The 23,141-nt window shown below is 69.8% G+C and carries 27 protein-coding genes; 9 read left to right on the top strand and 18 right to left on the bottom strand.

Translation table 11 applies throughout. The features are described from left to right. Positions 1-186: 186 nt before the first annotated feature. Together AAW00_RS08500 and AAW00_RS08495 are read right to left on the bottom strand one after the other, a co-directional pair. Positions 187-615: a hypothetical protein gene (locus tag AAW00_RS08500; protein WP_047003928.1), complete on the bottom strand. Its 429-nt coding sequence runs from the start codon at positions 613-615 to the stop codon at positions 187-189. Positions 616-622: 7 nt separating this feature from the next. Next, positions 623-1,321, bottom strand: a complete 699-nt coding sequence (locus AAW00_RS08495) for an EI24 domain-containing protein (RefSeq protein ID WP_047003927.1) — start codon at positions 1,319-1,321, stop codon at positions 623-625. An 80-nt stretch (positions 1,322-1,401) separates the two neighbouring features. Here AAW00_RS08495 and AAW00_RS08490 point away from each other — a divergent pair, with 80 nt between their 5' ends. Together AAW00_RS08490 and AAW00_RS08485 are read left to right on the top strand one after the other, a co-directional pair. Next, positions 1,402-2,412 carry an adenosine kinase gene (locus AAW00_RS08490; protein WP_047003926.1) on the top strand — a complete coding sequence of 337 codons (1,011 nt, stop codon included), beginning with the start codon at positions 1,402-1,404 and terminating at the stop codon, positions 2,410-2,412. A 263-nt stretch (positions 2,413-2,675) separates the two neighbouring features. After that, positions 2,676-3,047: a hypothetical protein gene (locus AAW00_RS08485; RefSeq protein WP_047003925.1), complete on the top strand. Its 372-nt coding sequence runs from the start codon at positions 2,676-2,678 to the stop codon at positions 3,045-3,047. On the opposite strand, the gene purD is transcribed toward AAW00_RS08485, so the two are convergent. Then, positions 3,044-4,336 (bottom strand): phosphoribosylamine--glycine ligase, encoded by a 1,293-nt coding sequence (purD, locus tag AAW00_RS08480; protein WP_047003924.1) that lies wholly within the window; start codon positions 4,334-4,336, stop codon positions 3,044-3,046. The two genes, AAW00_RS08485 and purD, sit on opposite strands and share 4 nt — an antisense overlap. On the opposite strand from purD, the gene xseA reads away from it, so the two are divergent. From xseA to AAW00_RS08460, 4 genes are read left to right on the top strand one after another with little or no spacing between them, the layout of a single operon-like run. Then, positions 4,329-5,912: an exodeoxyribonuclease VII large subunit gene (gene xseA, locus AAW00_RS08475; RefSeq protein ID WP_156170017.1), complete on the top strand. Its 1,584-nt coding sequence runs from the start codon at positions 4,329-4,331 to the stop codon at positions 5,910-5,912. The genes purD and xseA overlap by 8 nt on opposite strands. 26 nt (positions 5,913-5,938) lie before the next feature. Next, positions 5,939-6,142, top strand: coding sequence for a DUF2093 domain-containing protein (locus AAW00_RS08470; RefSeq protein WP_047003923.1), 204 nt, complete (start codon positions 5,939-5,941; stop codon positions 6,140-6,142). A 26-nt stretch (positions 6,143-6,168) separates the two neighbouring features. Then, positions 6,169-7,059 carry a M23 family metallopeptidase gene (locus AAW00_RS08465; RefSeq protein ID WP_420911623.1) on the top strand — a complete coding sequence of 297 codons (891 nt, stop codon included), beginning with the start codon at positions 6,169-6,171 and terminating at the stop codon, positions 7,057-7,059. Positions 7,060-7,079: 20 nt separating this feature from the next. After that, positions 7,080-8,051, top strand: coding sequence for an esterase-like activity of phytase family protein (locus tag AAW00_RS08460; protein ID WP_052761854.1), 972 nt, complete (start codon positions 7,080-7,082; stop codon positions 8,049-8,051). Positions 8,052-8,112: 61 nt separating this feature from the next. Here AAW00_RS08460 and rpmB read toward each other — a convergent pair whose 3' ends face one another. After that, a complete protein-coding gene (rpmB, locus tag AAW00_RS08455) occupies positions 8,113-8,409 on the bottom strand; it encodes a 50S ribosomal protein L28 (RefSeq protein WP_047003921.1) in 297 nt (98 codons plus the stop codon). Between the two features lie 108 nt (positions 8,410-8,517). Between rpmB and AAW00_RS08450 the strand changes: the two genes are divergently transcribed. After that, the gene (locus tag AAW00_RS08450) at positions 8,518-8,973 is read left to right on the top strand and encodes a nucleoside deaminase (RefSeq protein ID WP_047003920.1); all 456 of its coding nucleotides are present in this window, start codon (positions 8,518-8,520) and stop codon (positions 8,971-8,973) included. A gap of 5 nt (positions 8,974-8,978) precedes the next feature. On the opposite strand, the gene AAW00_RS14990 is transcribed toward AAW00_RS08450, so the two are convergent. The 12 genes from AAW00_RS14990 to AAW00_RS08395 all read right to left on the bottom strand — a co-directional run bounded on the left by AAW00_RS14990 (position 8,979) and on the right by AAW00_RS08395 (position 19,484). Continuing rightward, positions 8,979-9,152, bottom strand: a complete 174-nt coding sequence (locus tag AAW00_RS14990) for a hypothetical protein (protein WP_156170016.1) — start codon at positions 9,150-9,152, stop codon at positions 8,979-8,981. Position 9,153: 1 nt separating this feature from the next. Continuing rightward, positions 9,154-9,873, bottom strand: coding sequence for a ribonuclease T2 family protein (locus AAW00_RS08445; RefSeq protein WP_241461675.1), 720 nt, complete (start codon positions 9,871-9,873; stop codon positions 9,154-9,156). Beyond that, on the bottom strand, positions 9,849-10,259 hold the full coding sequence (locus tag AAW00_RS14275; protein ID WP_052761853.1) for a hypothetical protein: 411 nt from the start codon (positions 10,257-10,259) through the stop codon (positions 9,849-9,851). Before AAW00_RS14275 ends, AAW00_RS08445 begins: the two co-directional genes overlap by 25 nt. Positions 10,260-10,296: 37 nt before the next feature. Beyond that, the gene (nadC, locus tag AAW00_RS08435) at positions 10,297-11,157 is read right to left on the bottom strand and encodes a carboxylating nicotinate-nucleotide diphosphorylase (protein ID WP_047003919.1); all 861 of its coding nucleotides are present in this window, start codon (positions 11,155-11,157) and stop codon (positions 10,297-10,299) included. Positions 11,158-11,329: 172 nt separating this feature from the next. After that, a complete protein-coding gene (locus AAW00_RS08430) occupies positions 11,330-12,127 on the bottom strand; it encodes a LytR/AlgR family response regulator transcription factor (protein ID WP_047003918.1) in 798 nt (265 codons plus the stop codon). Beyond that, complete coding sequence (locus AAW00_RS08425) at positions 12,124-13,323, bottom strand: sensor histidine kinase (RefSeq protein ID WP_047003917.1); 1,200 nt, start codon at positions 13,321-13,323, stop codon at positions 12,124-12,126. Before AAW00_RS08425 ends, AAW00_RS08430 begins: the two co-directional genes overlap by 4 nt. 78 nt (positions 13,324-13,401) lie before the next feature. After that, the gene (locus AAW00_RS08420; protein WP_052761852.1) at positions 13,402-14,094 is read right to left on the bottom strand and encodes a DsbA family protein; all 693 of its coding nucleotides are present in this window, start codon (positions 14,092-14,094) and stop codon (positions 13,402-13,404) included. Positions 14,095-14,105: 11 nt separating this feature from the next. Beyond that, positions 14,106-15,485, bottom strand: coding sequence for a M48 family metalloprotease (locus tag AAW00_RS08415; protein ID WP_047004518.1), 1,380 nt, complete (start codon positions 15,483-15,485; stop codon positions 14,106-14,108). Positions 15,486-15,534: 49 nt separating this feature from the next. Next, positions 15,535-16,662, bottom strand: coding sequence for a phosphatase domain-containing protein (locus AAW00_RS08410; RefSeq protein WP_047003916.1), 1,128 nt, complete (start codon positions 16,660-16,662; stop codon positions 15,535-15,537). Between the two features lie 65 nt (positions 16,663-16,727). After that, positions 16,728-18,203, bottom strand: a complete 1,476-nt coding sequence (locus tag AAW00_RS08405; protein WP_052761851.1) for a PAS domain-containing protein — start codon at positions 18,201-18,203, stop codon at positions 16,728-16,730. A 112-nt stretch (positions 18,204-18,315) separates the two neighbouring features. Continuing rightward, entirely contained in the window at positions 18,316-18,714 is a 399-nt protein-coding gene (locus tag AAW00_RS08400) for a DUF2141 domain-containing protein (RefSeq protein WP_241461674.1), read from the bottom strand. Positions 18,715-18,737: 23 nt separating this feature from the next. After that, positions 18,738-19,484, bottom strand: coding sequence for a sterol desaturase family protein (locus AAW00_RS08395; RefSeq protein ID WP_047003914.1), 747 nt, complete (start codon positions 19,482-19,484; stop codon positions 18,738-18,740). A gap of 137 nt (positions 19,485-19,621) precedes the next feature. On the opposite strand from AAW00_RS08395, the gene AAW00_RS08390 reads away from it, so the two are divergent. Next, positions 19,622-21,340, top strand: coding sequence for an alpha/beta hydrolase family protein (locus AAW00_RS08390; protein ID WP_162199424.1), 1,719 nt, complete (start codon positions 19,622-19,624; stop codon positions 21,338-21,340). Between the two features lie 18 nt (positions 21,341-21,358). Here the strand turns inward: AAW00_RS08390 and AAW00_RS08385 are convergent, their stop codons facing one another. Further along, positions 21,359-21,901 (bottom strand): MmcB family DNA repair protein, encoded by a 543-nt coding sequence (locus AAW00_RS08385; RefSeq protein ID WP_082124991.1) that lies wholly within the window; start codon positions 21,899-21,901, stop codon positions 21,359-21,361. Between the two features lie 72 nt (positions 21,902-21,973). After that, positions 21,974-22,363, bottom strand: coding sequence for a hypothetical protein (locus AAW00_RS08380; RefSeq protein ID WP_047003913.1), 390 nt, complete (start codon positions 22,361-22,363; stop codon positions 21,974-21,976). A 44-nt stretch (positions 22,364-22,407) separates the two neighbouring features. On the opposite strand from AAW00_RS08380, the gene AAW00_RS08375 reads away from it, so the two are divergent. Next, positions 22,408-23,025 carry a hypothetical protein gene (locus AAW00_RS08375; protein ID WP_047003912.1) on the top strand — a complete coding sequence of 206 codons (618 nt, stop codon included), beginning with the start codon at positions 22,408-22,410 and terminating at the stop codon, positions 23,023-23,025. Positions 23,026-23,141 lie beyond the last annotated feature (116 nt).

Here is a 23,141-nt window from a genome sequence, read left to right as displayed (position 1 = left end):
CCGGCCCAGCAGGGGCTTCACCCCTCCGCAATGAATCGCGGCGACGTATCGCGCGAAAAAGGCAAGGGAAGCACGACGGGCCAATCGCAAGCCGCCCGAGTCCGGCCTTGCCGTCCCTGCCGAACCCCCGCGCGATCCGCTGCCGATGCAGGGCGGGGCCGCCGCGCCGCTCGAATTCGACGCCGACTAGCGCCGCGACAAGGCCTGCACGCAGGCCGCCCGGTCCACCGCGGCCCCGTCCGACGCGCGCCGCGCCTCCACCCAGGTCGCCACCGGCTCCGCGCCCGGCGAGAGCGGGTAGAGGAACACGTCGAGCACGCAGGCCTGCCCGGCGAATTGCAGCTTCTTCATGTCGCCTTCCACCACGTTCAGGCGCGGCGTGCCGAAGCGGGCTGCGAGCGCGCGTTCGCCCTCGCGGATCACGCCGGAAAGCCCGGCCCCCTCCATCACCTGCGGCGCGATGAAGCCTGCCGCGCTCGCCACCTGCGGCGGACGACTCGGCGGGACCTGGTTGGTCTGCGGCGGGCGGGCGGGCGCGGGCGGAGCCTGTTGCGGCACCGCCGTGGCGCAGGCGCCGAGCAGCAAGGTGGAAAAGGCGAGGGGTATCAGACGCATAGGGGTGTCAACTCCTGCGGGCGCTGCGATGAACGAGATGTGTCGCGCTCGCCGCGCCGAGCACCGGGGCGACGAGGTTGAGGAAGGGGACGGCCAGCAGCGCCGCGATGACGCCGCCGAGCGCAAGCCGCTGTCCGCGCGAGATCGGGGCGAGATCGTCCTCCCCCTGCCGGTGGCGCAGCCAGACCATGTCCTGCAACTCGCGCCCCAGCAGCACGGCGTTGACCAGCCAGAACACAACAAACGTGCCCACCCCCGTCACCAGCAGCACGGCCGCCACAGGCAGCGCGGCGAGGTTCGCCAGCAGCGCGCGCAGAAGCGAGCGAGTGGCGTAGCGCATGGAGAGGCCGAACGGCACCTCGCGCGCCGCGCTCGCCTCGGCCGGGTAGTGCCGCCGCTCCACCGCGCGCACCACGTCCTCGGCGTAGAATTGCACCACGGCCATGGCCACCAGTCGCCAGCCGAGCCACAGGCCGAGGATCGTGGCGAGCAGCGAGATCGCCTCGCGCAGCGGACCTGCGCCGGCAAAGGCCGTGTCCTCCAGCCCCGCGCCCGCCAGCGCCCAGTCGATCAGCCAGACCCCGCCCACGGCCACCGCGATGAAGATCGCCAGCGTCACCGCCACGCTTTTCAGCAGGATGCGCAGCACCGCGCCGTCGAACAGCTGCCCGAAGCCGAGCGCAAGCGAGGTGGGGACCGTTGCCATCGCCGCTTGCGATTGCCCGCGCCTTTCGCCAAGTCAACGCCGCGCCGGCCGCAGCCGCCCATAATTCCTCAGGAGAACCCATGACCGCTCCCCGTTACGACGTAATCGCCATCGGCAATGCCATTGTCGACGTGATGGCCCCCTCTTCGGACGAGCTGGTGGAGGAACTGGGCCTCGCCAAGGGCGGCATGACGCTGGTCGACACCGCGCGTGCGGGCGAGCTCTACGATGCCATGGGCAGCGCGCGCGAGATTTCGGGCGGTTCGGCGGCCAACACGCTGGCGGGCCTTGCCGCCATGGGCGCGCAGTGCGCCTTCATCGGCCAGGTGGCGGACGACCAGCTTGGCTCCATCTTCGCCCACGACATCCGCGCCATGGGCATCGATTTCGATACGCCCGTGCGCGCCACCGACAACACCGAGGCCAACCCGCCCACCGCGCGCTGCCTGATCTTCGTGACGCCCGATGGCGAGCGCACGATGAACACCTTCCTCGGCGCCAGCCAGTTCCTGCCGCCCGCCGCATTGGACGACGAGACGATCGCCAGCGCCGCCGTGCTCTATCTCGAGGGCTACCTGTGGGATCCCGAGGAACCGCGCAGCGCCATGCGCCGGGCCATCGAGGTCGCGCGCGGCGCGGGGCGCAAAGTCGCCTTCACCGCCAGCGAAAGCTTCGTCATCGACCGCCACGGCGACGATTTCCGCGCGCTGATCGCCGACGGCCTGATCGACATCCTGTTCGTCAACGAACACGAGCTGGCCTCGCTGACTGGCGAGGCGGACTTCGACGCCGGCCTCGCCGCGCTGGACGGCAAGGTGCCCGTCGTCGTCGCCACCCGCAGCGCGAAGGGCGCGGTCTGCATGGCCGATGGCAAGCGCAGCGAGGTCGCCGCCGAGCCGATCGACAAGGTCGTCGACACCACCGGCGCGGGCGACCTGTTCGCGGCGGGCTTCCTCTACGGCCACACTCGCGGCGAGGATGCCGAACGGTGCCTGAGGCGCGGCGCCATCGCGGCAGCCGAGATCATCAGCCACTACGGCGCCCGGCCCGAGGCCGACCTGAAGGCGCTGATGGACGAGAAGCTGGGGTGACGGCGCGCCGGGGCCGCACCCTCGAAGTTGACACTGTCAAGCAGCCTGTCGGATGAAAAGGCAATGTCGTCAACGGTTTGACTGCCAGGGCGAAGTTGACACTTTGCACGTAAGCGCGGGAAAGTTCGAAAGGGGAGCGCGCTTCATGGTCGTGGCGCGATGGAGCGCCGGCGAACCTGTAGGAAACCCCCTGCGTCTTCGGGCTTGCCATTGTCGTTGCAGCAGGCAAACTGACGCGGACATTCGCCTGGGGGAGGCTCGAGATGGGATTGTTCGGCAAGCTGTTCGGCGGCGGCGGCGAGAAGGACCCGAAGCCGCTGGCGCCCGCCACCTGCGAAGCGTCGATGAACTTCGACCTGGAGAACGTGCGCCCGTTCCTGCAACGCCTGCACGAGCGCCGGGGCATCGGGCTCGACGTCGATGCGCTCGCTCGTTTCGCCGAGGAAACCGAGCCTGAGGACGAGCGCGAGATGCGCCGAGACTTCACTTATGAGGGCCGCACCGTGCCGGTGCGCTTCTCGGTCTTCATGGACGACATCGACGCGCCCGACCTCTATTTCTACGCGCCGGACAAGGCGCTGATCGACGCGATCGATGCCGAATACGTCGTTTTCTGCGACGAGCTGGGGATCTAGCTCTCGCGCTCCTCCTCGCGGGCGATTTCGCGGTAGCCGATGTCGCGGCGGCAGAAGCCGGTGGGGAAATCGATGGCATCGACGGCGGTGTAGGCAAGGTCGCGGGCTTCGCGCACATCGCGCCCCGCGGCGGTGACGGCGAGGACGCGGCCGCCGTTTGCCACGAGGTGTCCGTCGCTGAGCGCGGTTCCGGCGTGGAAGATCGTCACCCCGCCGCCCACCTGCGACAGGTCTATTGCGCCGCCCTTCTCGGGCGTGCCCGGATAGCCTTTCGCCGCCATCACCACGGTCAACGCGGTGTCGTCGCTGAAGCGCGGTTCGGGCAGGCCCGCCAGCGTGCCCTCGGCGCAGGCGAGCATGATCTCGGCAAGGTCGCCCTCCAGCCGCGTCATCAGCACCTGGCATTCCGGGTCGCCGAAGCGGGCGTTGTATTCGACCAGCTTGATGCCGTCGGGCGTCAGCATCAGGCCGGCATAGAGCACGCCCGAATAGGGCATGCCGTCCTCGGCCATCTGGCGCACGGTCGGCAGGACGATGCGCTCCATCGCCTCGGCCTGCAACGCCTCGGTCAGCACCCGCGCCGGGCTGTAGGCGCCCATGCCGCCGGTGTTGGGTCCGGTGTCGCCGTCGCCCACGCGCTTGTGATCCTGCGCGCTGCCGAAAGGCACCACGGTCTCGCCGTCGGTGAGGGCGAAGAAGCTGGCCTCCTCGCCGTGCATGAACTCCTCGATCACCGCCTTGGCGCCGGGCTGCGGTTCGCCCTCGCCGAAGATGTCGATCAGGGCATGGCGCGCGGCGTCATTGTATTCGGCAATGGTCACGCCTTTGCCCGCGGCGAGGCCATCGGCCTTGATGACGAAGGGGGCGGTAAAGGTGCTCAGCGCCGCCACCCCTTCGGCATAGCTGGTCACCTCCACATAGCGCGCGGTGGGGATGCCTGCCCGCTCGCACAATCGCTTGGTAAAGGCCTTGCTGCCCTCGAGCTGGGCGGCGGCCTGCGAGGGGCCGAAGACGGGAACGTCGGCGGCGCGCAGGCTGTCGGCGAGGCCATCAACCAGCGGCGCTTCCGGGCCGATCACGACGAGGCCGATGGCGCGCTCGCGGCAGAAATCGACCACCGCCGCGTGGTCGCCCGCATCGAGCGCCACCAGCTTCGCGCACTCCGCAATGCCCGGATTGCCCGGCGCGGCGTAGAGCGTCCCGCCCTCCTTCGTCACGGCGGCGGATTGCGCCAGCTTCCAGCACAGGGCATGCTCGCGGCCTCCCGATCCCAGCACCAGGATGTTCATGGCAGGCTCCTACGACAGTTACGGCGACGACGATGACAGCGGCCTCCTAGCGAGCGGACGCGACGGCGACAATTCCGCGCCCCTGACCATCACCGAATTGTCGAGCGCGCTGAAGCGCACGGTGGAAGACCGCTTCGGCTTCGTGCGCCTGCGCGGCGAGATCTCGGGCTACAAGCGCGCGGCCTCGGGCCACGTCTACATGAGCCTGAAGGACGAAGGCGCGGTGCTCGACGCGGTGATGTGGAAGGGCACGGCCGCGCGCCTCGCCTTCCGGCCCGAGGACGGGATCGAGGTGATCGCGACGGGCAAGATCACCACCTACCCGGGGCGCAGCAAGTACCAGATCGTGGTCGAGCGCATGGAGATCGCGGGCGAGGGCGCGCTGCTCGCGCTGCTGGAGAAGAACCGCCAGCGCTTCGAGGCCGAGGGCCTGTTCGCCAATCGCCGCGCGCTGCCCTTCGCCCCGCGCACCATCGGCGTGGTGACATCGCCGACGGGCGCGGTGATCCGCGATATCCTCCACCGGCTGGAGGACCGCTTCCCCACATACGTCATGGTCTGGCCGGTAATCGTGCAGGGGCAGGGCGCCGCCGAGCAGGTGGCCGCCGCCGTGCGCGGGTTCGCCCAGCTGCCCGCCGGCATGGCGCGGCCCGACCTGCTGATCGTGGCGCGCGGGGGCGGCTCGATCGAGGACCTGTGGGCCTTCAACGAGGAAGCCGTGGTGCGCGCCGTCGCCGCCTCGCCCATCCCCGTCATCAGCGCCGTGGGGCACGAGACCGACACGACGCTGTGCGATTTCGCCGCCGACATGCGCGCGCCCACGCCCACCGCCGCCGCCGAGCTGGCCGTGCCAGTACGACGCGAGCTGGCGAACACGCTCGCCGACCTGACGCTCCGGAAGCGCAAGTGCGTGATGCGCCCGGTGGAGCTGGGGCGCGAGCGACTGGCGGCGCGCGGCGACCGCCTGCCCACGCCCGAAGCCCTCTTGCAACCGCGCGCGCAGCGGCTCGACGAGGCGGGTGAGCGATTGCGCCGCGCGCTGGTGGACCGCGCGGCCAAGGGGCGCGAGCGGTTGTCCGACCTGCGTCTCTCGCCCGCGATCCTGCGCGCCCGGCTGGACCGCGCCGGCGACAGGCTGGCGGCGGCAAGCCCGCGCCCGGCGATGATGCGCGCCCGGCTGGAGCGGCTCGGCGAACGTCTGGCAGCGGTGCGGCTCGGCCCCTCGGCGGTAGAGCAGCGCCTCGCCCGCGCCGGCGAACGCCTCGCCGCGACGCGCCTGACGCCTGCGCTGGTCACGCGCCCGCTGGGCGAGCGCGCCACGCGGCTGGCGGCGCTGGAGCGGCTGCGTCTGCAGCTCGACCCCAAGGCGCCGCTAAAGCGCGGCTACGCGCTCGTCTGCGCGCCGGGCCACCCGGTCGTCGCCACCCGCGCGCTCGCCGAGCAGCAACCGGTGCTGACGCTGGAGTTCGCCGACGGGACGATGCAGGTGACGACCGGAGAGGCCACGCCCGTGGCGAAGCCGCCCCGCAAACCGGTCCAGCCGAAGCCCACGGACGCGCAGCCGAAATTGCTTTAGCGGGCCGCAGCCCCTAGATTGCGGGGATGCTGATGAACTCCTCCGACAATCCCGCCACGCTGGTCTACGGCCCCAACGGCTTTCGCGTGATCCGCCCCGGCCACTTCGTCACCTGCGCCGCGAGCGGGGTGCCCGTGCCGCTAGAGGAGCTGCGCTACTGGAGCGTGGACCTGCAGGAGCCCTACGCGAGCGCCGAACTGTCGACCAAGCGCGCGCTCGGCCAACTGTGAGGCGGATTGCCATAGCCGCGCTGCCGGTGCTGGCCGCCGCGTGCACCGCCATTCCCGCCCCCGACGCGCCGCCCGCGCCCGTCGCCACCACGCGCGCGGAGGTCGTCCAGCCGCTGCCCGCGCCAACGCCGACGCCCCGAGCAACGCCCAACGGCCCTAGCACCTTCCTGTTCGACGGGCAGCTGACGCAGGGCGGCTGGATCCGCGGCACCGCGCCCGGTGGCACCGTGTCCGCGCGGCTGGGCGATGCTCCGCTCGAGCTCGACCCGCAGGGCCGCTTCTTCGCCGCCTTCGACCGCGACGCCGAGCCGAGCGCCGAGCTGATCGCCACCCTCGCCGACGGACGCACCATCCGCAGCCCCGTGGCGGTCAGCCCCCGCGCCTGGAACATCGAGCACATCAACGTCGCCCGCACGCCGGGCGGCGGGATGACGGATGCCTTCTGGCGCATCCGCGAGCCCGAACTGAACGCCATCGAGGCCGCGCGCCAGGCCAATTCGGACACCGACGGCTGGACGCAGGACTTCGCCTGGCCGGTAACGGGCCGCATCTCCGGTCGCTTCGGCTCGCAGCGCGTCTATCGCGGCGAACCGGCGAGCTACCATTCCGGCCTCGACATCGCGCCGGGCGCGGGCACGCCCTTCGTTGCGCCTGCCGACGGGGTGGTCACGCTGGCGGCGCACGATCCCTTCAGCCTCGAAGGCAAGCTCATCGTCATCGACCACGGCGCGGGCCTCAACAGCGCCTTTCTCCACGCCTCGCAGATCTTCGTGAACGTGGGCGACCGGGTCTCGCAGGGCGACCGCATCGGGCTCGTCGGGGCGACCGGGCGGGCGACGGGGCCGCACCTGCATTGGAGCCTCAAGTGGCGCGAGGCGCGGCTCGATCCGCTGCTGTTCCTCGGCCCCATGCCCTAGCGGCACGGCCCCGCATCATCATGCCGAAACGCCGCGCCCTCGCCATCGCCGCGCTGATGCTCGGCCTTGCGCCGGGGACCTTCGTGCGAACCCATGTGCCCGACCGGCAGGCGCAGGTGCTGGCCATCGCGCCGGTCGACGATCTGCCGGAAGCAAAGGCGATCGGCGGCTTCACGCGAGAAGGCGTCTGGCAGCTCGCCAGCCCGAATATCGATTTCGGCGGCTACTCGGCGCTGGTGACGCTGGGGCCGGGCGAGGACCTCGTCGCCTGGTCGGATCGCGGCATGCGCATGGCCTTTGCCCGCCCCGGATCGGGCGATGAGGGCCGCGTTCGGTTCGACAGGGTCGACGATCGCGGCCCGCTCTCCTCCGCCTTTCCCGACATCGAGGCGGCCATGCGCGATCCCGCGAGCGGGCGCACGTGGTTGGCGCTAGAGAACGCCAACGCGGTGCTGCGGTACGATGCCGCGAGTCGCTTCGAGGCGGCGCGGCGGCCCCCGGAATGGACCGAATGGGGCAGCAACGCCGGGCCCGAGGCGATGGAGCGCCTGGCCGACGGGCGCTTTATCGTGCTGCCCGAAGCGCGGGCTACCGGTTTGCTGTTTTCCGGCGATCCGACGGAAGAAGGGGCGGCGCAAAGCTTCGCGGTCTCCATTCCCCACGACTACGATGCGACAGACCTCGCCGCGCTGCCCGACGGGCGGGTGCTGGTGCTGCTGCGCAAGCTGGCGCTGGGCTACCCGCCCTTCACCGCCGCGCTGGGCATCGCCGACCCTGCCGAGCTGGAGCGCGGCGATGCGCTGATGGTGCGCCTGCTGGTCGATCTCGATGCACTGGTTCCGCCGGAGAACTGGGAAGGCCTCGCCAGCGAATCACGCGGCGACGGACGCATCGACCTCTGGCTGATCGCCGACGACAACTCGGCCTCGTTCCAGCGTACCTTGCTGGCGAAGCTGGTTCTCGACCCGCGCACCCTGCCAGCGGCGCAATGAAAAAGGCGCGCCGGGATCGCTCCCGCCGCGCCTTTTCGTGTTTCCTCGAAGGTCCGCGCGCTTAGGCGGCGGTGGCGTCCTTGGCCGCCTTCTTCAGCTCGCGCTTCACCTTCTGGGCGCGGGTGGAGAGCTTCTCGTCGCGGGTCTTCATCAGCCAGTTGTCGAGGCCGCCGTTGTGCTCGACGCTGCGCAGGCCGTGGGTCGATACGCGGAACTTGTGGCTGGTGCCCAGCTTCTCGCTCATCAGCGTGACGTTCTGCAGGTTGGGCAGGAAGACGCGCTTGGTCTTGTTGTTGGCGTGGCTGACGTTGTGGCCGACCTGGCGGCCCTTGCCGGTAAGTTCGCAGATGCGCGACATGGCGAATTCTCTCGTTTCAAACGTTGATCGGGACAGCAATGGTCCGGGAAAGGCGCGCGCATACAGGGGGGGTGGAGATTCGTCAAGCGACGCGGTAGCGCGAAGGTCATGGCGAAATGGCCCGTCTCCCCGCCCATGCAGCGCGCGCTCGAGCTGGCTCGCGCGGCGGCGGCCGTGGGCGAGGTGCCCGTGGGCGCGGTGGTGACGCGCGGGGGCGCAGTGGTGGGCGAGGGGCACAACCTCACCCGCAGCACCAGCGACCCCACCGCCCATGCCGAGATCGTAGCGATTCGCCGCGCGGCCGAGGCGCTGGGCGACGAGCGGCTGACCGGCTGCGACCTCCACGTCACGCTGGAGCCCTGCGCCATGTGCGCGGGCGCGATCGCCCACGCGCGAATCGCCCGGCTGTATTACGGCGCCCCCGATCCCAAGGGCGGCGCGGTGGACCACGGCGCGCGCGTTTTCGCCCACCCGCAGTGCCTGCACGTGCCGCAGGTCTATCCCGGCATGGGCGAGGGCGAGGCGGCCCAGCTGCTGCGCGGCTTTTTCGCAGAGCGGCGCTGACGCGATCACTCGTTGAAGCTGCCGCGATCCTCGCGCCAGGCGAGCCAGCCGTTGATCGTGAGCGACAGCGCCGCAAGGCCGATCCCGATCCACCACGGCAGGTCCGCGATCCACGCGATGGCAAGCCCGATGACGAGCGCCAGGACCGCGAAGGCGAGGAGGTTGCCGCCGCGCCCCATGCTACAGCCCCCGCCAGATGCTGACGCGCGTGTCGTCCGGCGGGCCGAAGCGACGCGCGTCGCAGGCCGTGGGCATGAAGTCCGCGCCGTAGCACAGGCGCATTTCGGTCAGCCATCCGTGGTTCGAGAGGACGAGGCCCACGTCCTCCGCCTCCCAGTGCGGGTTGGCATCGGCGAAGACCTGCCGCACATCGCCGGCGGTCAGGCCGCGGTGGCGCGAGAGGCGGTCGAAGTCGGGCCAGCGCAGGCTCCGCCACAGGATGCCGGTGACGCGCAGGTAGGTGTCGGGGTCGCTCGTCATGCAAGACCCGTGGCGCGCCCACTCGTGGGCGATCAGCGCGGCATCGGGCATCATGCACATGGCCCCGGCGGCGGCCTGCGGCGAGGGTTGGCGGCGCGCTGGGCACCACTGCGGCCACTGCCCGCCCGCACCCTCGGGCCAGAGGCCGTGGACGGTAAAGGCGAAGCGCCCCTCGCGCCCCGAGCACATCCGGGCATGGCGCGCGCTGTCCTGCCGGAACCGGCAGAATTCCGGGCTCCAGGTCAGCGCGAGGGTATAGCCCGTCACCCGCGTCTGGCGCACGGGCCCGTCGCGCTGGGCGATCGGCAGTGTGATCGGACCTTGCGGGATGCGGCACTGGTAGGCCTGCGCCATGGCCTGCTGCGGCCAAAGCGCGAGCGCCAGCAGGCCGGCGATCAGGTGGCGCGAGACGCGAACCACGCGCGCGCATCCGGTCGGAACAGGAACCACATGGCGATCACCTGCAGCAGCGCGGCGATGAGCCCGGTGATGCTGAGCGAGCCCAGGCCGCTCGATAGCGCCGAGGGTATCGACAGCACCCGGTAGACGACGAAGGCCAGCAGCACCCAGCGTGCCCAGCCCTGTCGGGCGCGCGAGACGAGGAACCACAGCAGCAGGCTCACCCCGAAGCCGACGGCTAGGCCAAGGGCGAGCATGGTCCCCGCCTGTCCGGCCATGTCGGCGGCGACGAGCTCGGCTTCCAGCGCGGCTTTCATTGAATCGTAGTTGAGCAGCGCCTGTGCCACGCTGATGGCAATGGCGGCGAGATAGAACAGGTCGAACTTCTTGATCGAATCCGGGCGCATGCGAACCCTCCCCTGATTTCGGCCGCCGTTCTAGGCGTCAGAGAGGGGTGAAGTCGAGGCCGATATCCGCGGCGGGAGCGCTCTGGGTCAGGCGACCGACCGACACGTAGTCGACCCCGGTGGCGGCCTTGGCGCGGATGGTCTCGAGGGTGATGCCGCCGCTGGCTTCGGTCGGCACCCGGCCCGCGACCAGGGCGACGGCTTCGCGCAGGGTGTCGGGGCCCATGTTGTCGAGCAGCAGCCGCGTGGCCCCTGCCTCCAGCGCGGGTTCGATCTGGTCCACCCGGTCGACCTCGCAGATGATGTCGGCCACGCCCGCTTCGCGCGCGCGGCGCACCGACTCGCCCACGCTGCCGGCGACGAGGATGTGGTTGTCCTTGATCATCGCCGCATCCCACAGGCCCATCCGGTGGTTGCTGCCCCCGCCCATGCGCACCGCGTATTTCTCGAGGTGTCTCAGTCCCGGAATGGTCTTGCGCGTATCGAGCAGGGTGCAGGCCGGATTGGCCATCGCATCGACATAGTGCCGCACCATTGTGGCAATGCCCGACAGGTGCTGCACGGTGTTGAGCGCGCTGCGCTCTGCGGTCAGCATGGCTCGGGCGTTGCCGGTGAGGCGCATGAGGTCGGTGCCCGGCTCCACCGCCGCGCCTTCCTCCACCAGCAGCGTGATCTCCATGTCGGGATCAAGCGCGCGGAAAAAGGCCGCGGCCACCGGCAGCCCGGCGACGCGGATGGCATCGCGGCTGTCCATCACGCCGGAAAAGCGCGCGTCCGCCGGGATGACGCTATCGGCGGTCACGTCACGCCCGCCGCCGGGCAGGCCCTGCCCCAAGTCCTCGGCGAGCGTGGAGCGGACGAAGGCATCGAGGTCGAAGCCGGTGAGTTCGAACGGCATGTCAGCTCCTGGAAGAAGGACGATCCTTCGACAAGCTCAGGATGAGCGGAGAAGGGTTACACGGTCGCAAAGCGACCGCAAGGGTGACCGCCCGCCCGCAGCGGGCGCGTAGCGAAGCGGAGCGCGTCTAGCGAGGACGAAGCCGCGGAGGCGGCTTCTTGAAGCGAATGAATCAATGCACGAAACGCGCCACCACATCCCTGTAGGAGCGCGAGACCTTCACCTCCGCCCCGCTGTCCAGCACCAGGAAGCATTCGCCGTTGGTATGCGGCTTGACCTGGCGCACCTGGTCGAGGTTGACGATGGTCGAGCGGTGGACGCGCTGGAAGTTCTTGGGGTCGAGGCGGCGTTCGAGATCCTTCATCGTCTCGCGCAGGATCAGCGAATTGTCGCCCGTGTAGATGCACATGTAATCGCCCGCGGCCTCGATATGCTCGATGCTGTCGACATCGACGCGGAAGATCTGGCCGCGATCCTTGACGTTGATCATCTTCTCGTACCGGCCCGCGCTCTCCTCGCTGCCGCTATCGATCTCCTCCAGGCTTTCGGGGCTGACCTCGGCCAGCACGTCCTTCAGCTTGTCCGCCTCCTCGCTCGAACGCTTTTCGGCGAGGCGCTGGCGCACGCGCTCGACGGTGTCGGCCAGCTTGTCCTCGTCCACCGGCTTCATCAGGTAGTTGACGGCATTGGCCTCGAAGGCGCGGATGGCGTGTTCGGAATAGGCGGTGACGAAGACGAACAGCGGCGGTTCGATCTCCATCACGCCCTTGACCACGGAAAAGCCGTCGAAGCCGGGCATCTGGATGTCGAGGAAGACGAGGTCGGGCTTCAGCGTCTTGATCGCGCGGATCGCCTCGCGGCCGTTGGCGCAGGTCTCGATCACCTCGATGTCGGAAAACGGCTCGAGGCGCAGCTGCAGGCCCTGGATGGCGAGCTTCTCGTCGTCGACGAGGATGGTGCGGATGGTCATGCGGGGGCTCCGGTTGGGGGGTTGCCGAAAGAACGGTCCACCCCCGCCTCAATGCGCGAGGGGCGGGGAAGTTTCTGCGTGGCGGCGGCCTCGTCCGGTTCCTCGGGGCTCTCGTAGGGAACCTCGATGATCACGGTGAAGCCGCCGTCGGGCGGGGTCTCGATGTCGAAGCGGTGGTCCTCGCCGTAGGCTTGGCCGAGCCGCTCATTGATGTTGTTGAGGCCGACGCCGGTGCTGGACTGCGTGCCGCGCGCCACCGCCTCGGCGGCGTTCTGGTTGCCCTGCAGGCCCGGCCCGGTGTCGCTGACGGTCAACCGCAGGCGCTGGCCCACGACCTTGGCGGCCAGGCTGATGCGCGCGCCTTCCTCCTGCGCGGAGACGCCGTACTTGATCGAATTCTCGATCAGCGGCTGGAGCAGGAAGGAGGGAATGCAGGCGTTCGCCGCCTCGGGTTCGATGCGGAACTCGGTCCGCAACCGCTCCTCGAAGCGCATGCGCTCGATGTCGAGGTAGAGCTTCAGCGTCTCCACCTCCTGCGCCACGGTCACCTTGGCGCCGGGCTTGGTCACCAGCGTGTGCCGCAGGAAGCCGGACAGGCGCGTCAGCATGGCGTTGGCCGGCGCGGTCTGCTTGAGCAGCACCAGCGTGCTGATGGAATTGAGTGTATTGAACAGAAAGTGCGGGTTCAGCTGATAACGCAGCATGGCGAGCTGGGCGCTGGTCGCCTGCGCTTCCAGCCGCTCCAGCCGGTCGGCCTGTTCTTCCACCTGCAGGAAGAAGTTGATGGCGAAATACAGCGCCGACCACGCGCCGAGCAGCGCGAGGGGAAAGATGAAATAGCCGATCAGCTGCTGGGTGAAGCCGCCCGGCTCGGCCCGGCCCAACTGGATCGCCCAGGTCTGGATGAAGGCGTACAGCAGCACCGCGGCGGGCAGGACCAGCGCCGTCACGCCCCATGTCACGAGCGCCTTCTTCGTGATCAGCTGGTTGTAGACGACCGACAGCACGGTGCTGATGGAAAAGCCGGTGATCGCCTCGATCAGCACGGTGACGTAGAAGCTGGCTTCCTGTCCGTTCACGATGCCGCCGACCACGCGCAGCAGGAAGGCACCCGTCCAGCCGATCAGCTGCAAGCGCCAGAAGGCGCGGTTCTTGTCCGCGAAGAACGGGGTCGGCTTGAACGGCAGCATCGCCATGCGCTGCCCCTTAGCCGATGCGGCGCCGCGCGTCAGAGGGTTTCGCAACGATGCGCCTCCCGCAGAAGGCGGCTGGCCTTACGAATCGCGCGCCTCGGCAACGGCCTGGTCCAGCTGCTCGGTCCCGACCGCGCCGTTCAGCACGGTGTCGCCGACGATGAAGGCGGGCGTTCCCGACAGCTGCAGGGTCTGGCCGAGGAACACGTTGTTCTGCAACTGCGCCTCGAACGCGCCGGCGGCGATGGCGGTATTGGCCTGCTCGACATCGACCCCGGCACTGCGCGCCGCGGCGGCGATGTTTTCGGGGCTCGGGCTCTCGGCGGCGAACATGGCGTTGTGGAAGGCTTCGAACTTGCCCTGCTGCGCGGCGGCGAGCGCCATGCGCGCGGCATTCGCGCTGCCTTCGGACAGGATCGGGTATTCGCGGATCACCACCTTCAGGTCGGGGTTCGCGGCGATCAGCTGGTTCACGTGCTCCACGCTCATGCGGCAGTACCCGCAGGCGTAGTCGCTGAATTCGACCAGCGTGACGCTGCCATTGGGGTTGCCCAGGACGGCCCCCGGGAAAGCCTGTTCCAGCTCGGCGCGCACGGGGGCGAGGCGCGCGGCGGTTTCGCGCTGCTGCAGAACGCCGATCGCCTCGGGCAGGACCTCGGGATTTTCCATCAGGTAGTCGCGCGTGCGATCGGGCCCGAGGCCGGCATAGTCCCACGCGGCGGCCCCGGCCACGCCGGCGACGAGCGAGAGGGCGATGGTGACGAGCGTTCGCATTGCGGATGGCGCTAGTTGCGTTCGGCCATCTGTTCAAGCATGCCGCGCGCCTGCAGCTGCACGTCCTGCGCGCGGATCCAGTCTGCGGTGTAGGGCTCCAGCCCGGCCTCGGCGGCCTGCGCGTTCATCATCGCGGCCTGCGGATTGCCCGACATGACCTGCTGTTCCGCACTTGCCAGGCGCGCGCGGGGCTGGTCGCCGCGCAGGCCGTAGACCACGCCGAGCTGGTACCAGGCGAAGGGATTCTCGCGGTCGCGGCCCACGGCGGCGCGCAGCACGCTCTCGGCCTCGTCGAGGTTGGCGGGATCGTCGGTCGCCAGCAGGGCATGGCCCAGCATCGAGGCGATAAGCGGGTTCGAGCCGGTCAGCCGCGTCGCCTCGCGCAAGGGGGCCAGCGACTGCGGCACCTGGCCGGATTCGAGCAAGATCTGGCCCTCGAGCTCAAGGAAATAGGGGTTGTCCGGCTCGAGGCTGACGAGCGTGCCGACTTCCGCCAGCGCATCGTCCATGCGCGCGTCCTTGTGATAGGCGAGCGCGCGGGCATAGCGGGCGGGGACGGTGTCGAGATAGATCGGGTAATACTGCAGCGTGCGCTCGGGCTCGGCGAGGTAGCCGAACAGCTTGGCCTTCACCCGCTCGAACCGCTGCTGCAGCGCGGCATCGTCGGGCGCGGCCCATGCGCGGTCGGCCTCGTATCCCTCGCGCAGGGTGGCGAGGCGCTGGCCGGTCATCGGGTGGCTGCGGGCATACTCGTTCTCGCGGTCCTGGCTGATGCCTCGGCGGAATTCGTAGCTCTGCAGCCGCTCGAAGAAGGTGAGGCTGCCGCGCCCGGAGATGCCGGCCTCGGACAGGTACTGCGCGCCCGCCTGGTCGGCGCTCGCCTCTTGCGTGCGGCTGAAGGCGAGGAAGTTGCCGAGCGCGGCGCGCTGGCCCGCCTGCATGATGCCCATCGCCGCTTCGCCCGCGCCCGCAAGAGCGGCGCCGACCGCGAGGAGGGTGGACAGCAGGCTGATGCGCCCGGCATTGGCCATGCCTTCGGACATCCGGTTGATGTGCCCGCCGGTGATGTGGCCGAGCTCGTGCGCCAGCACGCCCTGCACCTCGCCCACCGAATCGGCCTCGTTGATCGTGCCGGAATGGATGTAGATCCGCTGACCGCCGGCGACGAAGGCGTTCATGCTGGGATCGTTGATGAGCACGATATCGACCGCGCCGCTGCCGAGGCCCGCGGCATCGGCCAGCGGGTCGACGAGGTCCTGCAACAGCGCCTCGGTCTCCGCGTCGCGCAGCACCGAGGGGCCCTGGCTCTGAGCTGCGACGGGCTGGGCCACGAGGCCGGCGAGGGCGAGCACGGCGAGCGCGCGCGCGAGAAGGGAGGGAAGCCGCGTCATCGTGTCGACCACGGCTGTAGCCTTGGCGGCGCTGAACGGGAAATGAAGATCACCCGGCGGGACTGCCGTCTGCTTGCTCGTCCTCGGCGGCGACCTTTTCCACCACGCGCACGATTTGTTCGGTCTCCCCGCCGGGAGTGACGCCGATGGCGCGCAGGAAATCGTGCCCCTCGTCGTAGGTCTGGCCGAGCCACAGCGGGATGCCCGCCGCTTTCAGCGCCGCTTCGGCTGCCCGTTCCTCGGAGGAGAAATCCTCCGCCGCGGCCTTGCGGATGAACACCGCCGCCACCCGTTCCGGCCAGGCGGCCGCGGCCCGGGCGAAGGCGGGCAGGTCGCCCTGCGTATCGTCGCCGATCAGCGCGAAGCGCAGCTCGGGATGCATGGCGAGGATGGCGTCGATGGCTGCGCTCTTGTGCTCGCCGTGGCTGGACGAGCCGAAGGTCGCGCGGTTCAGCCCCCAGTCGCGTAAGGTTATCGGACCCAGCGGCAGGCCCTTCACCCGCATGAAGGCGACGAGATAGGCGAACAGGTTCCACGGCGAGGAGGACACGTAGAAGAACGGCCGCCGCGTCGCCGGCATGTGCTCTGCCCCGCGAGTCTCGTCGCCCGTGTCCGACCCGCCGCCGAGCTCGCCGTAGAAGGTGTCCGCTCCCGGCACCGCCACCCGCTCCTGCGGCAGTTCGGCGAAGACCCGCCGCCAGTTGCGCACCACATTCCTGAGCCCGCCGGTGATGCCGGTCTCCACGATGGTGTCGTCGATGTCGGAGATGATGGCGAGACCCCCCGCGCGCCCCGGCGCGAGCACGTGCGCGTCCACCTGCTGCGCACCCTCGGGCGTGGTCCAGTGCAGGTGCGCCTGCTCCCACAGCGGATATTCGGGCAGGTCCCACGGCGGATCGAGCGCCACGTCGAAATGCACGTAGCCCTCGCCATCGCTCGTCGCGGCGGTATCGAGCAGCGGGCCGTTCGCGCCCTCGATCACCAGCCGCACGGCGACACCGGGCACCTCGCGGCTGGCGAACTGGCGCAGCATGGTGCGCATGGCCTGCCAGCGCGAGGTGGTCTCGAAAGTGGCGGGCGGCTGCCGCAGCGCTCGCGCCGACAGCGTCAGGCGGGTGCGGCTGCGGTGGCCGAAATAGGGCTGGATGCGCGTGGAAACGCGGCGGGAGAACACCATGCGCGCCGGACTAGCCGACGGCCCGTCCCATGCCCACCCCCGGTGACTGCCCCGACGCCCGGCCCTCAGCCGATCAAGCGACGGGCGGCCTTTTCCACCAGCGAGACATCCTGCGGCACTTCGCCGAGCAGGGCCACGTGGCCCGAAGGCGTGCGGCGGATCAGCACCAGCGCGAATTCCTCGCCGTCCTGCGCGATGGCATCGAACCGGGCCGCGGGCAGCGCGCGCAGCTTCTTCGCGATGGCCTTGCGCGGCTGGGCACGCGCGGGCGCAGGGGCCTCGCCGTCATTGCCGCGGCGATAGTCGCGCTCCGCCGCGACGACTCTCTTGAGCCCGCCGTCCACGGTCTTGAGGTACTGGCCGAGCGTTCCGCGCGCCATGCCCCGGCGCTGCGCGTAGGCGAGCACGGCGGCATATTCGGTGAGGCGGGTCTTGTCGTAATCGATGCCGAAGACGAGCTTGACCACCGGAGTCATCGGCGCGCGATCCTGCATCGCCAGCCCCGAATCCTCCAGCAGCTCGGCGAAATCGGCAGGCGCGTCGGCGGCGGCCAGCGCGAAGTCCCAGGCCCGGCCCACGGCCTCGTAGAGCGCGGCGCGGGTGCGCTCCTCGCCGCTGCGGGCTTCCTGCGCCATCTCGCGCGCGGCTGCCAGCCAGTCGGCCAGGGCCATCGGTTCGAGGGCCATCGGTTCCACGACCATCGATTCGACAGGCGGCACGGCCAGGGCCATGTCCTCGCTGCCCGGCTGGCCGGACAGGTCGAACGAGGGGCGGGCGCTGAACGCGAGCGGCGCGTAATCGCCGCCCTCGTCCTCGTTCTCGCCGGATTCGTCCAGCGGGCTCGCCGGGCCGTCTGCCCAGTCGGTCAGGGCGGTGGAGCGCAGCGGGCGCGAGGTTTCCTCCGCGGCTTCGTCCAGCGCCTGGTCGATCTCCAGCATCAGCTCGCCGGTCGCTTCGCTGCCCGCCATCTCCTTCCAGTTGATGACGCCGTAGATGTAATCGATGGTCGCATCGTCGCTGGAGAAGGGCAGCAGGATGCCGCGATAGAGGATCGTGGCGCCGGCATTGTTTACGAATTCCGCCTCGAAGCCGATCGGCGACTGGTTGGCGAGGATCTGCATGTAATGGTCGGTGATGCGCGAGAGCAGCGATCGCGGCGGCACTTCGGACAGGCGCCGGGGCAGCTCATCGTGCGAGGTGGCGCATTCGTGGCCAAGCTTGTCGCCGATATACTGGATGCTGGGGTTCTCGATCCCGTCGGTGAAATCGAGCAGTACGGAGTGCGGACCGAAATCCGGCAGCCCGGCGGGGTCGAGATCCTCGATCGCGGGAAAGTTGCGATCCTCGAGCAGGCCGGCCCAGAAATTGTAAGCGCGCACCTGCATCCGGCGCTCGTCCTGGCCGATGGCGGGCGGAGGAGTGGCATCGCCCGCCGCGTCGCTGTCGTCGTCGCGCGCGATTCCGGCGTCATCGTAGACATCGGGAGTCGAATCCAGGTCGTGCGGTTCGAGCGAGCCGAAATTGCCGCGCAGAGTATCCATGCCCTCAAAGCCCCTTTCGATTGGCTGGGGCCCTTTTGGCGCGACGTGGTAAATTTTCGGTGAAGTTGCGCCGGTGAATAGTCGCGACTTTTATCGCAAGGCGTTGAATTCCTTACAGCATATATCGCATGCGGATGGTTTGCCGAATTGGTGAAGAGCCGATGTGGATGGCCGCGTCACCGAAAGAGGGCGGCCCCATGTGCACCGGCGCATCGCGCGAGAAGCCGAAGCCCTCGCGCGGCATCATGCCCAGCGCACGGTCGGCGCGGCCGTTACCGTTCTCGTCGTGCAGCAGCGCGATGCCGTAGGTGCCGGGGGCGACATCGTGGAAGACCAGCACGCGCGCCTCGCCGGCGGGCACGACGGTGCGATAGCCCTGCGCCGCGTCCTGGCAGCGCGGAAAGTGGCCCTGGTCGCGCGTCATGCAGGCGCGCACCACGCCGTCGGTGTTCCTCATGTTGGTGACGCTCACCGTCACGTCCACGCCCGCAGGCGGCGGCGCGGCGGACACCACCAGCGGCGCGGCGAGCGCGCTCAGGACGGCGAGGCGGCGGGGTTTGGTGCGGCCTTCGTGGCGGCCAGGCCCTTGTCGGTGTTGCACAATCGATCCCAGAATCTGAAATAAAGCCCGTAATTGCAGCGATATTCGTCGTGATGCCGCTGGTGATGGCTCGCCGTTATCAGCCAGTTCCCTGCGCGAGAATGAACGAGAGCGCGCGGAAACATCTCCCAGCCCATGTGATTGGTGACCCCCATCACCGTCATGATCGCCAGCACCAGGCCGAGCACGCCGACGTGGATCGGCACGAAAAACACCAGCGCCGGAATGACCAGCGCGCCCGTCAACGCCTCGATCGGGTGGAAGCTCATCGCCGCCCAGGCGGTGGGCGGGCGGCTGGCGTGATGGACGGCGTGGGCGATGCGGAACCACTTGGGGCGGTGCATCAGCCGGTGGGTCCAGTAGAACCAGGTATCGTGCAGGAACAGGTAGACCAGCAGCGAAACCGGCAGCCACCACAGGGGATAGTCGGCGAGGTCGGTATAGATCCGCGTCCACCCCTGCTGCCGCCAACCCCATACGACCACGCCGGCCGGCACCCCGTAGATCGCCGCCGAGGCCAGCGACCAGCCGATCTCGCGCCGGATCTGCGCATCGAGCCCGGCGTAGTGGCCGGGCCGCACCTTGCCCGTCGCCCAGGCGAACAGCCCGCTCGTGACGAGGTAGCGCACCGCCACGATGGTGGTCATGGCGAGCGCGGAGGCGAGGACGGCGGCGAGCATGGTGCCTCGCCATAGCAAGCCGCCGGCGTGGCCGACAGTCCCGGCGCGACAGGTGGCTGACTTCGGCTGCGGTTTTGCTATCCTGCGCCCAGGTTTCGGGAGCGGTACGCATGGTCGGCAGGTTGGGGAAGTGGGCAATGGCAGCTCTGGCGGCGTTCGCGCTGCTCTGCGGAGGGGCGGCGTCGGCACAGGAGGTCGCGCCCGATCCGGTCGGAACCTGGCACGGCACGGTCGAGGCACCGCAGGGCCCCGTGGCGCTGGTGATGCGCGTTACCCGTGACGAGGCGGGCACGCTGCGGGGCACTCTCGAGCCCGCCAGCCAGGCGCCGGGCAGCCTCATGGAGATGACCGAGATCGCCGCCGAGGGCGACACCCTGCGCTGGCGCGTCGCGCCGATCGGGGCGAGCTGGGAAGGCACGTGGGACGCGGCGACGGGCAGCTGGCGGGGCACGCTCAGCCAGGGGCTGACGCTGCCGCTCGACTTCGCGCCGGGCGAGCTTCCCTCCGCCCCGGTGGTGGAGGGGCTCGACGGCAGCTGGCGCGGCGTCCTGCAGATGAACCAGGCCAGGCTGCGCCTCGTCGTCAACGTGGTCACAGGGGATAACGGCACGCTGGCGACACTCGATTCGCCCGACCAGGCGGCGACGGGCCTGCCGCTGACCGGCCTTGCGCGCGACGGGCAACAGGTCAGCTTCGCCTATGCCCCGGGCGGGCAGGGGTTCAGCGGAACGCTGTCGGCGGACGGCAGCGAGCTCGTCGGCGAATGGAGTCTTCCGGGCACCGATCCCCTGCCGCTGACGCTCGTGCGCGGCGAACTGGCCGGTCCGGCCGCGCGCAATCGCCCGCAGATGCCGCAGGCGCCGTTCCCCTACACGGTGGAGGAGGTGGCCTTCGGCAACCCCGACTTTCCCGATGTGCGCCTCGCCGGGACGCTGACCCTGCCCGAGGGCGAGGGGCCCTTCCCCGCCGCCGTGCTGATCACCGGATCGGGCCCGCAGGACCGCGACGAATCGCTGATGGGGCACAAGCCCTTCGCCGTCCTCGCCGACCACCTGACGCGCAGCGGCATGGCCGTGCTGCGCTTCGACGATCGCGGCGTGGGCGGATCGAGCGGGGACTATGCCAGCGCCACCTCCGCCGACCTTGCCACCGATGCCAATGCCGCGGCGCGCTATCTCGCCAGCCGGGCGGACATCCGCGCCGACGCGGTGGGTTTCATCGGCCATTCCGAGGGCGGGATGATCGGGCCGATCGCGATGGCGGACAATCCCGCCGTCGCCTTCCTCGTGATGCTGGCGGGTCCGGGCACGCGGCTGGACGAGCTGCTGCTGGCGCAGCGGCGGCTGGTGGGCGAGCGGATGGGCATGGCGCAGGACGTGCTCGACCGCGGCGAGCCGGTGCTGGACCGGTTCTATGCCGCGCTCGCCAGCGGGGAGGACGAGGCTGCGTCGCTGGCGGCGGCGCGGGCCGTGCTGACGCCCGAGGCGATGGAGGCCATGGGCGCGCCGCCGGGCGCCTCGCCCGACATGATGCTGAGCGAATACGGCACGCCGTGGTTCCGCTATTTCCTCGCCTACGATCCGGTGCCCAACCTTGCCCGCATTGCCGTGCCGCTGCTGGCCATCAACGGTTCGCTCGACCTTCAGGTGCCGGCCGGGGCCAACCTCGCCGCCATTGCCGCGGCGACGGCGGGCAATCCCGACGTGACGGCGATCGAGCTTCCCGGGCTCAACCACCTGTTTCAGACCGCGACCACGGGCAGTCCGGGCGAATATGCCGAGATAGAGGAAACGTTTGCGCCTTCAGCGCTCGCCATCGTCAGCGACTGGCTGCAGGAACGCTTCATCGAGCGATGAGGCGCTGCGGCAGGCGAATCAGCCCGCCAGCTCGCCGCCCCAGTTGCCGCAGTGCGGGTCCAGCCCAACGAGCTGGCGGCGCAGCGCCGTGCGCGCCAGCCGCTCCACCTCGACCCGGCGGCGTGCGGCGGCGAGCGGGTGGCTGGGCGCGGGACGCACGATCTCCGCGTCGTATTCGTCGGCGACGATCACCCCGCAGCAATCGGGGCGGTAATCGGGCCCTTCGAGCACCGCCCTGTCGAGCTCGGGCGGCAGGCCCCAGTAGAAGCGGTCGCAGAAATCGAGATAGTCGGGCCACTTGCCGTCGCCCAGCAGGTCGCCCCGCGCCGTCTTCACCTCGACGATGACGATCTTGCCCTTGGCATCGATGCCCATCAGGTCCGCCCGGCGACCGTTCCTCAGCGGCATTTCCGTCAGCGCCCAGATGCCGTTGCGCGCGAACAGGCGGCAGATGCCCCGGCACACCGCGCGCGAGCGACGGGCAAACTCCTCGTCCTCGGGCGAGGGCGAAAGCGGTGAGGCCAGAGGTGCTGCAAGCGTCGAGGTTGCCGAATCATCCATGCGGCGAAACTGGAACGAAATGGGAACACGGTCAAGCGCCGATCGTGCCAGTGCATGGTCTTGCGCGCCGTATCAGGCGCTCCGGCGCGGTCCCAATCCGCCGCTCGGCGGCAACAGGGCGAGCATGGCTTCGCGTGCCGCCGTGAATTCGCGCCACAGCGCGAGGGCGGCGGGCCGGCAATCGGCGCCGCGGGCGTTGATGGCGAGAAGCGCGGCAATGCCCGGCTCCATCACCGCGGCAAGGTCCACGCAGCCATTGTCGGCCAGTCGCCGCCGCCACGGCGCGCAGTCGCGGATGAGCGCGGGGAAATTGCGCATGGCGGTGCCGCCCTGCTCGGGCGTGACACCCGCCAGCAGCGCCACCACCTTGCCCGCCTCGCCCAGCGCCGCCCAGCGCATGGCCGTGGCGCTCGCGGTGGCGGAGTGGCGGCCGGTGCCGAAGCCTGTTTGGGGCGCGTTCATCGTGTCCTGCGCATAGGACGGTAGTGGTTGAAAAGGGGTTAGCGATGCGGACCATGGTGGTCGGAGCGATGGCGTGGCTGGCGCTTTCCGCCTGCACGGCGACCCCCGGTGCCGTCGTCGCCGGGGCGGCATCCGCCGATGCGTCGCATGCCCAGGCGGACCAGCCCGAAACCAGCGGCCCGCCGCCGCTCCCGGCCGAGGTTGTGGCCAGGGCGCAGCCGGTCGCCGATGCCGATTTCGAGCGTTTCCGCCCCATCGACGAAGCGCTTTGGCGCGCCGCCTTCACCCGGTTAATCGGTGGCTATCCACCCGTGCCGCGACAGGAGGTGGCCTGCGTGGCCGTCGGTTACGAGGGCAACAACACCCCCTATGATCCCACGCCTGCCTTGCTGGCCATGCTCGAGGGGATCGAGGGGCAGGCCGATACCCGCTTCCTGCCCGCCTCGCGCTGCGGGTTCGACATCTATCCCTTCGTGCTCGGCGAAGGCACGCCCGCCACGCTCTATTCCGCGCACGTCGCCGGGCGATCGAGCGACGGCAGGCTGGTGCTCGCGCTGTCGCGCACCTACGGCAATCTCGGCGGCGAGGGGTTCGAGGCCATGGCCACCCGTACCGCGCGCGGATGGGAGGTCTCGCCGCCAGTCATGCGCTCGATCAGCTAGGGCTCACTCGGACGTCACAAAGGTTTGTTAGTCATGCGAGCGCATTGACCCCTATGTGCGCGCAAACTCACCGGCGAAGGCGAAGCGCTGTTACGACTTCCGAAAGCGATGCTGGC

This window comes from Aurantiacibacter luteus, from assembly GCF_001010945.1.
GTDB lineage: Bacteria > Pseudomonadota > Alphaproteobacteria > Sphingomonadales > Sphingomonadaceae > Alteraurantiacibacter > Alteraurantiacibacter luteus.
Note: the sequence above shows the minus strand (reverse complement) of the source record. Positions and strands in the feature narration are given on the sequence as shown.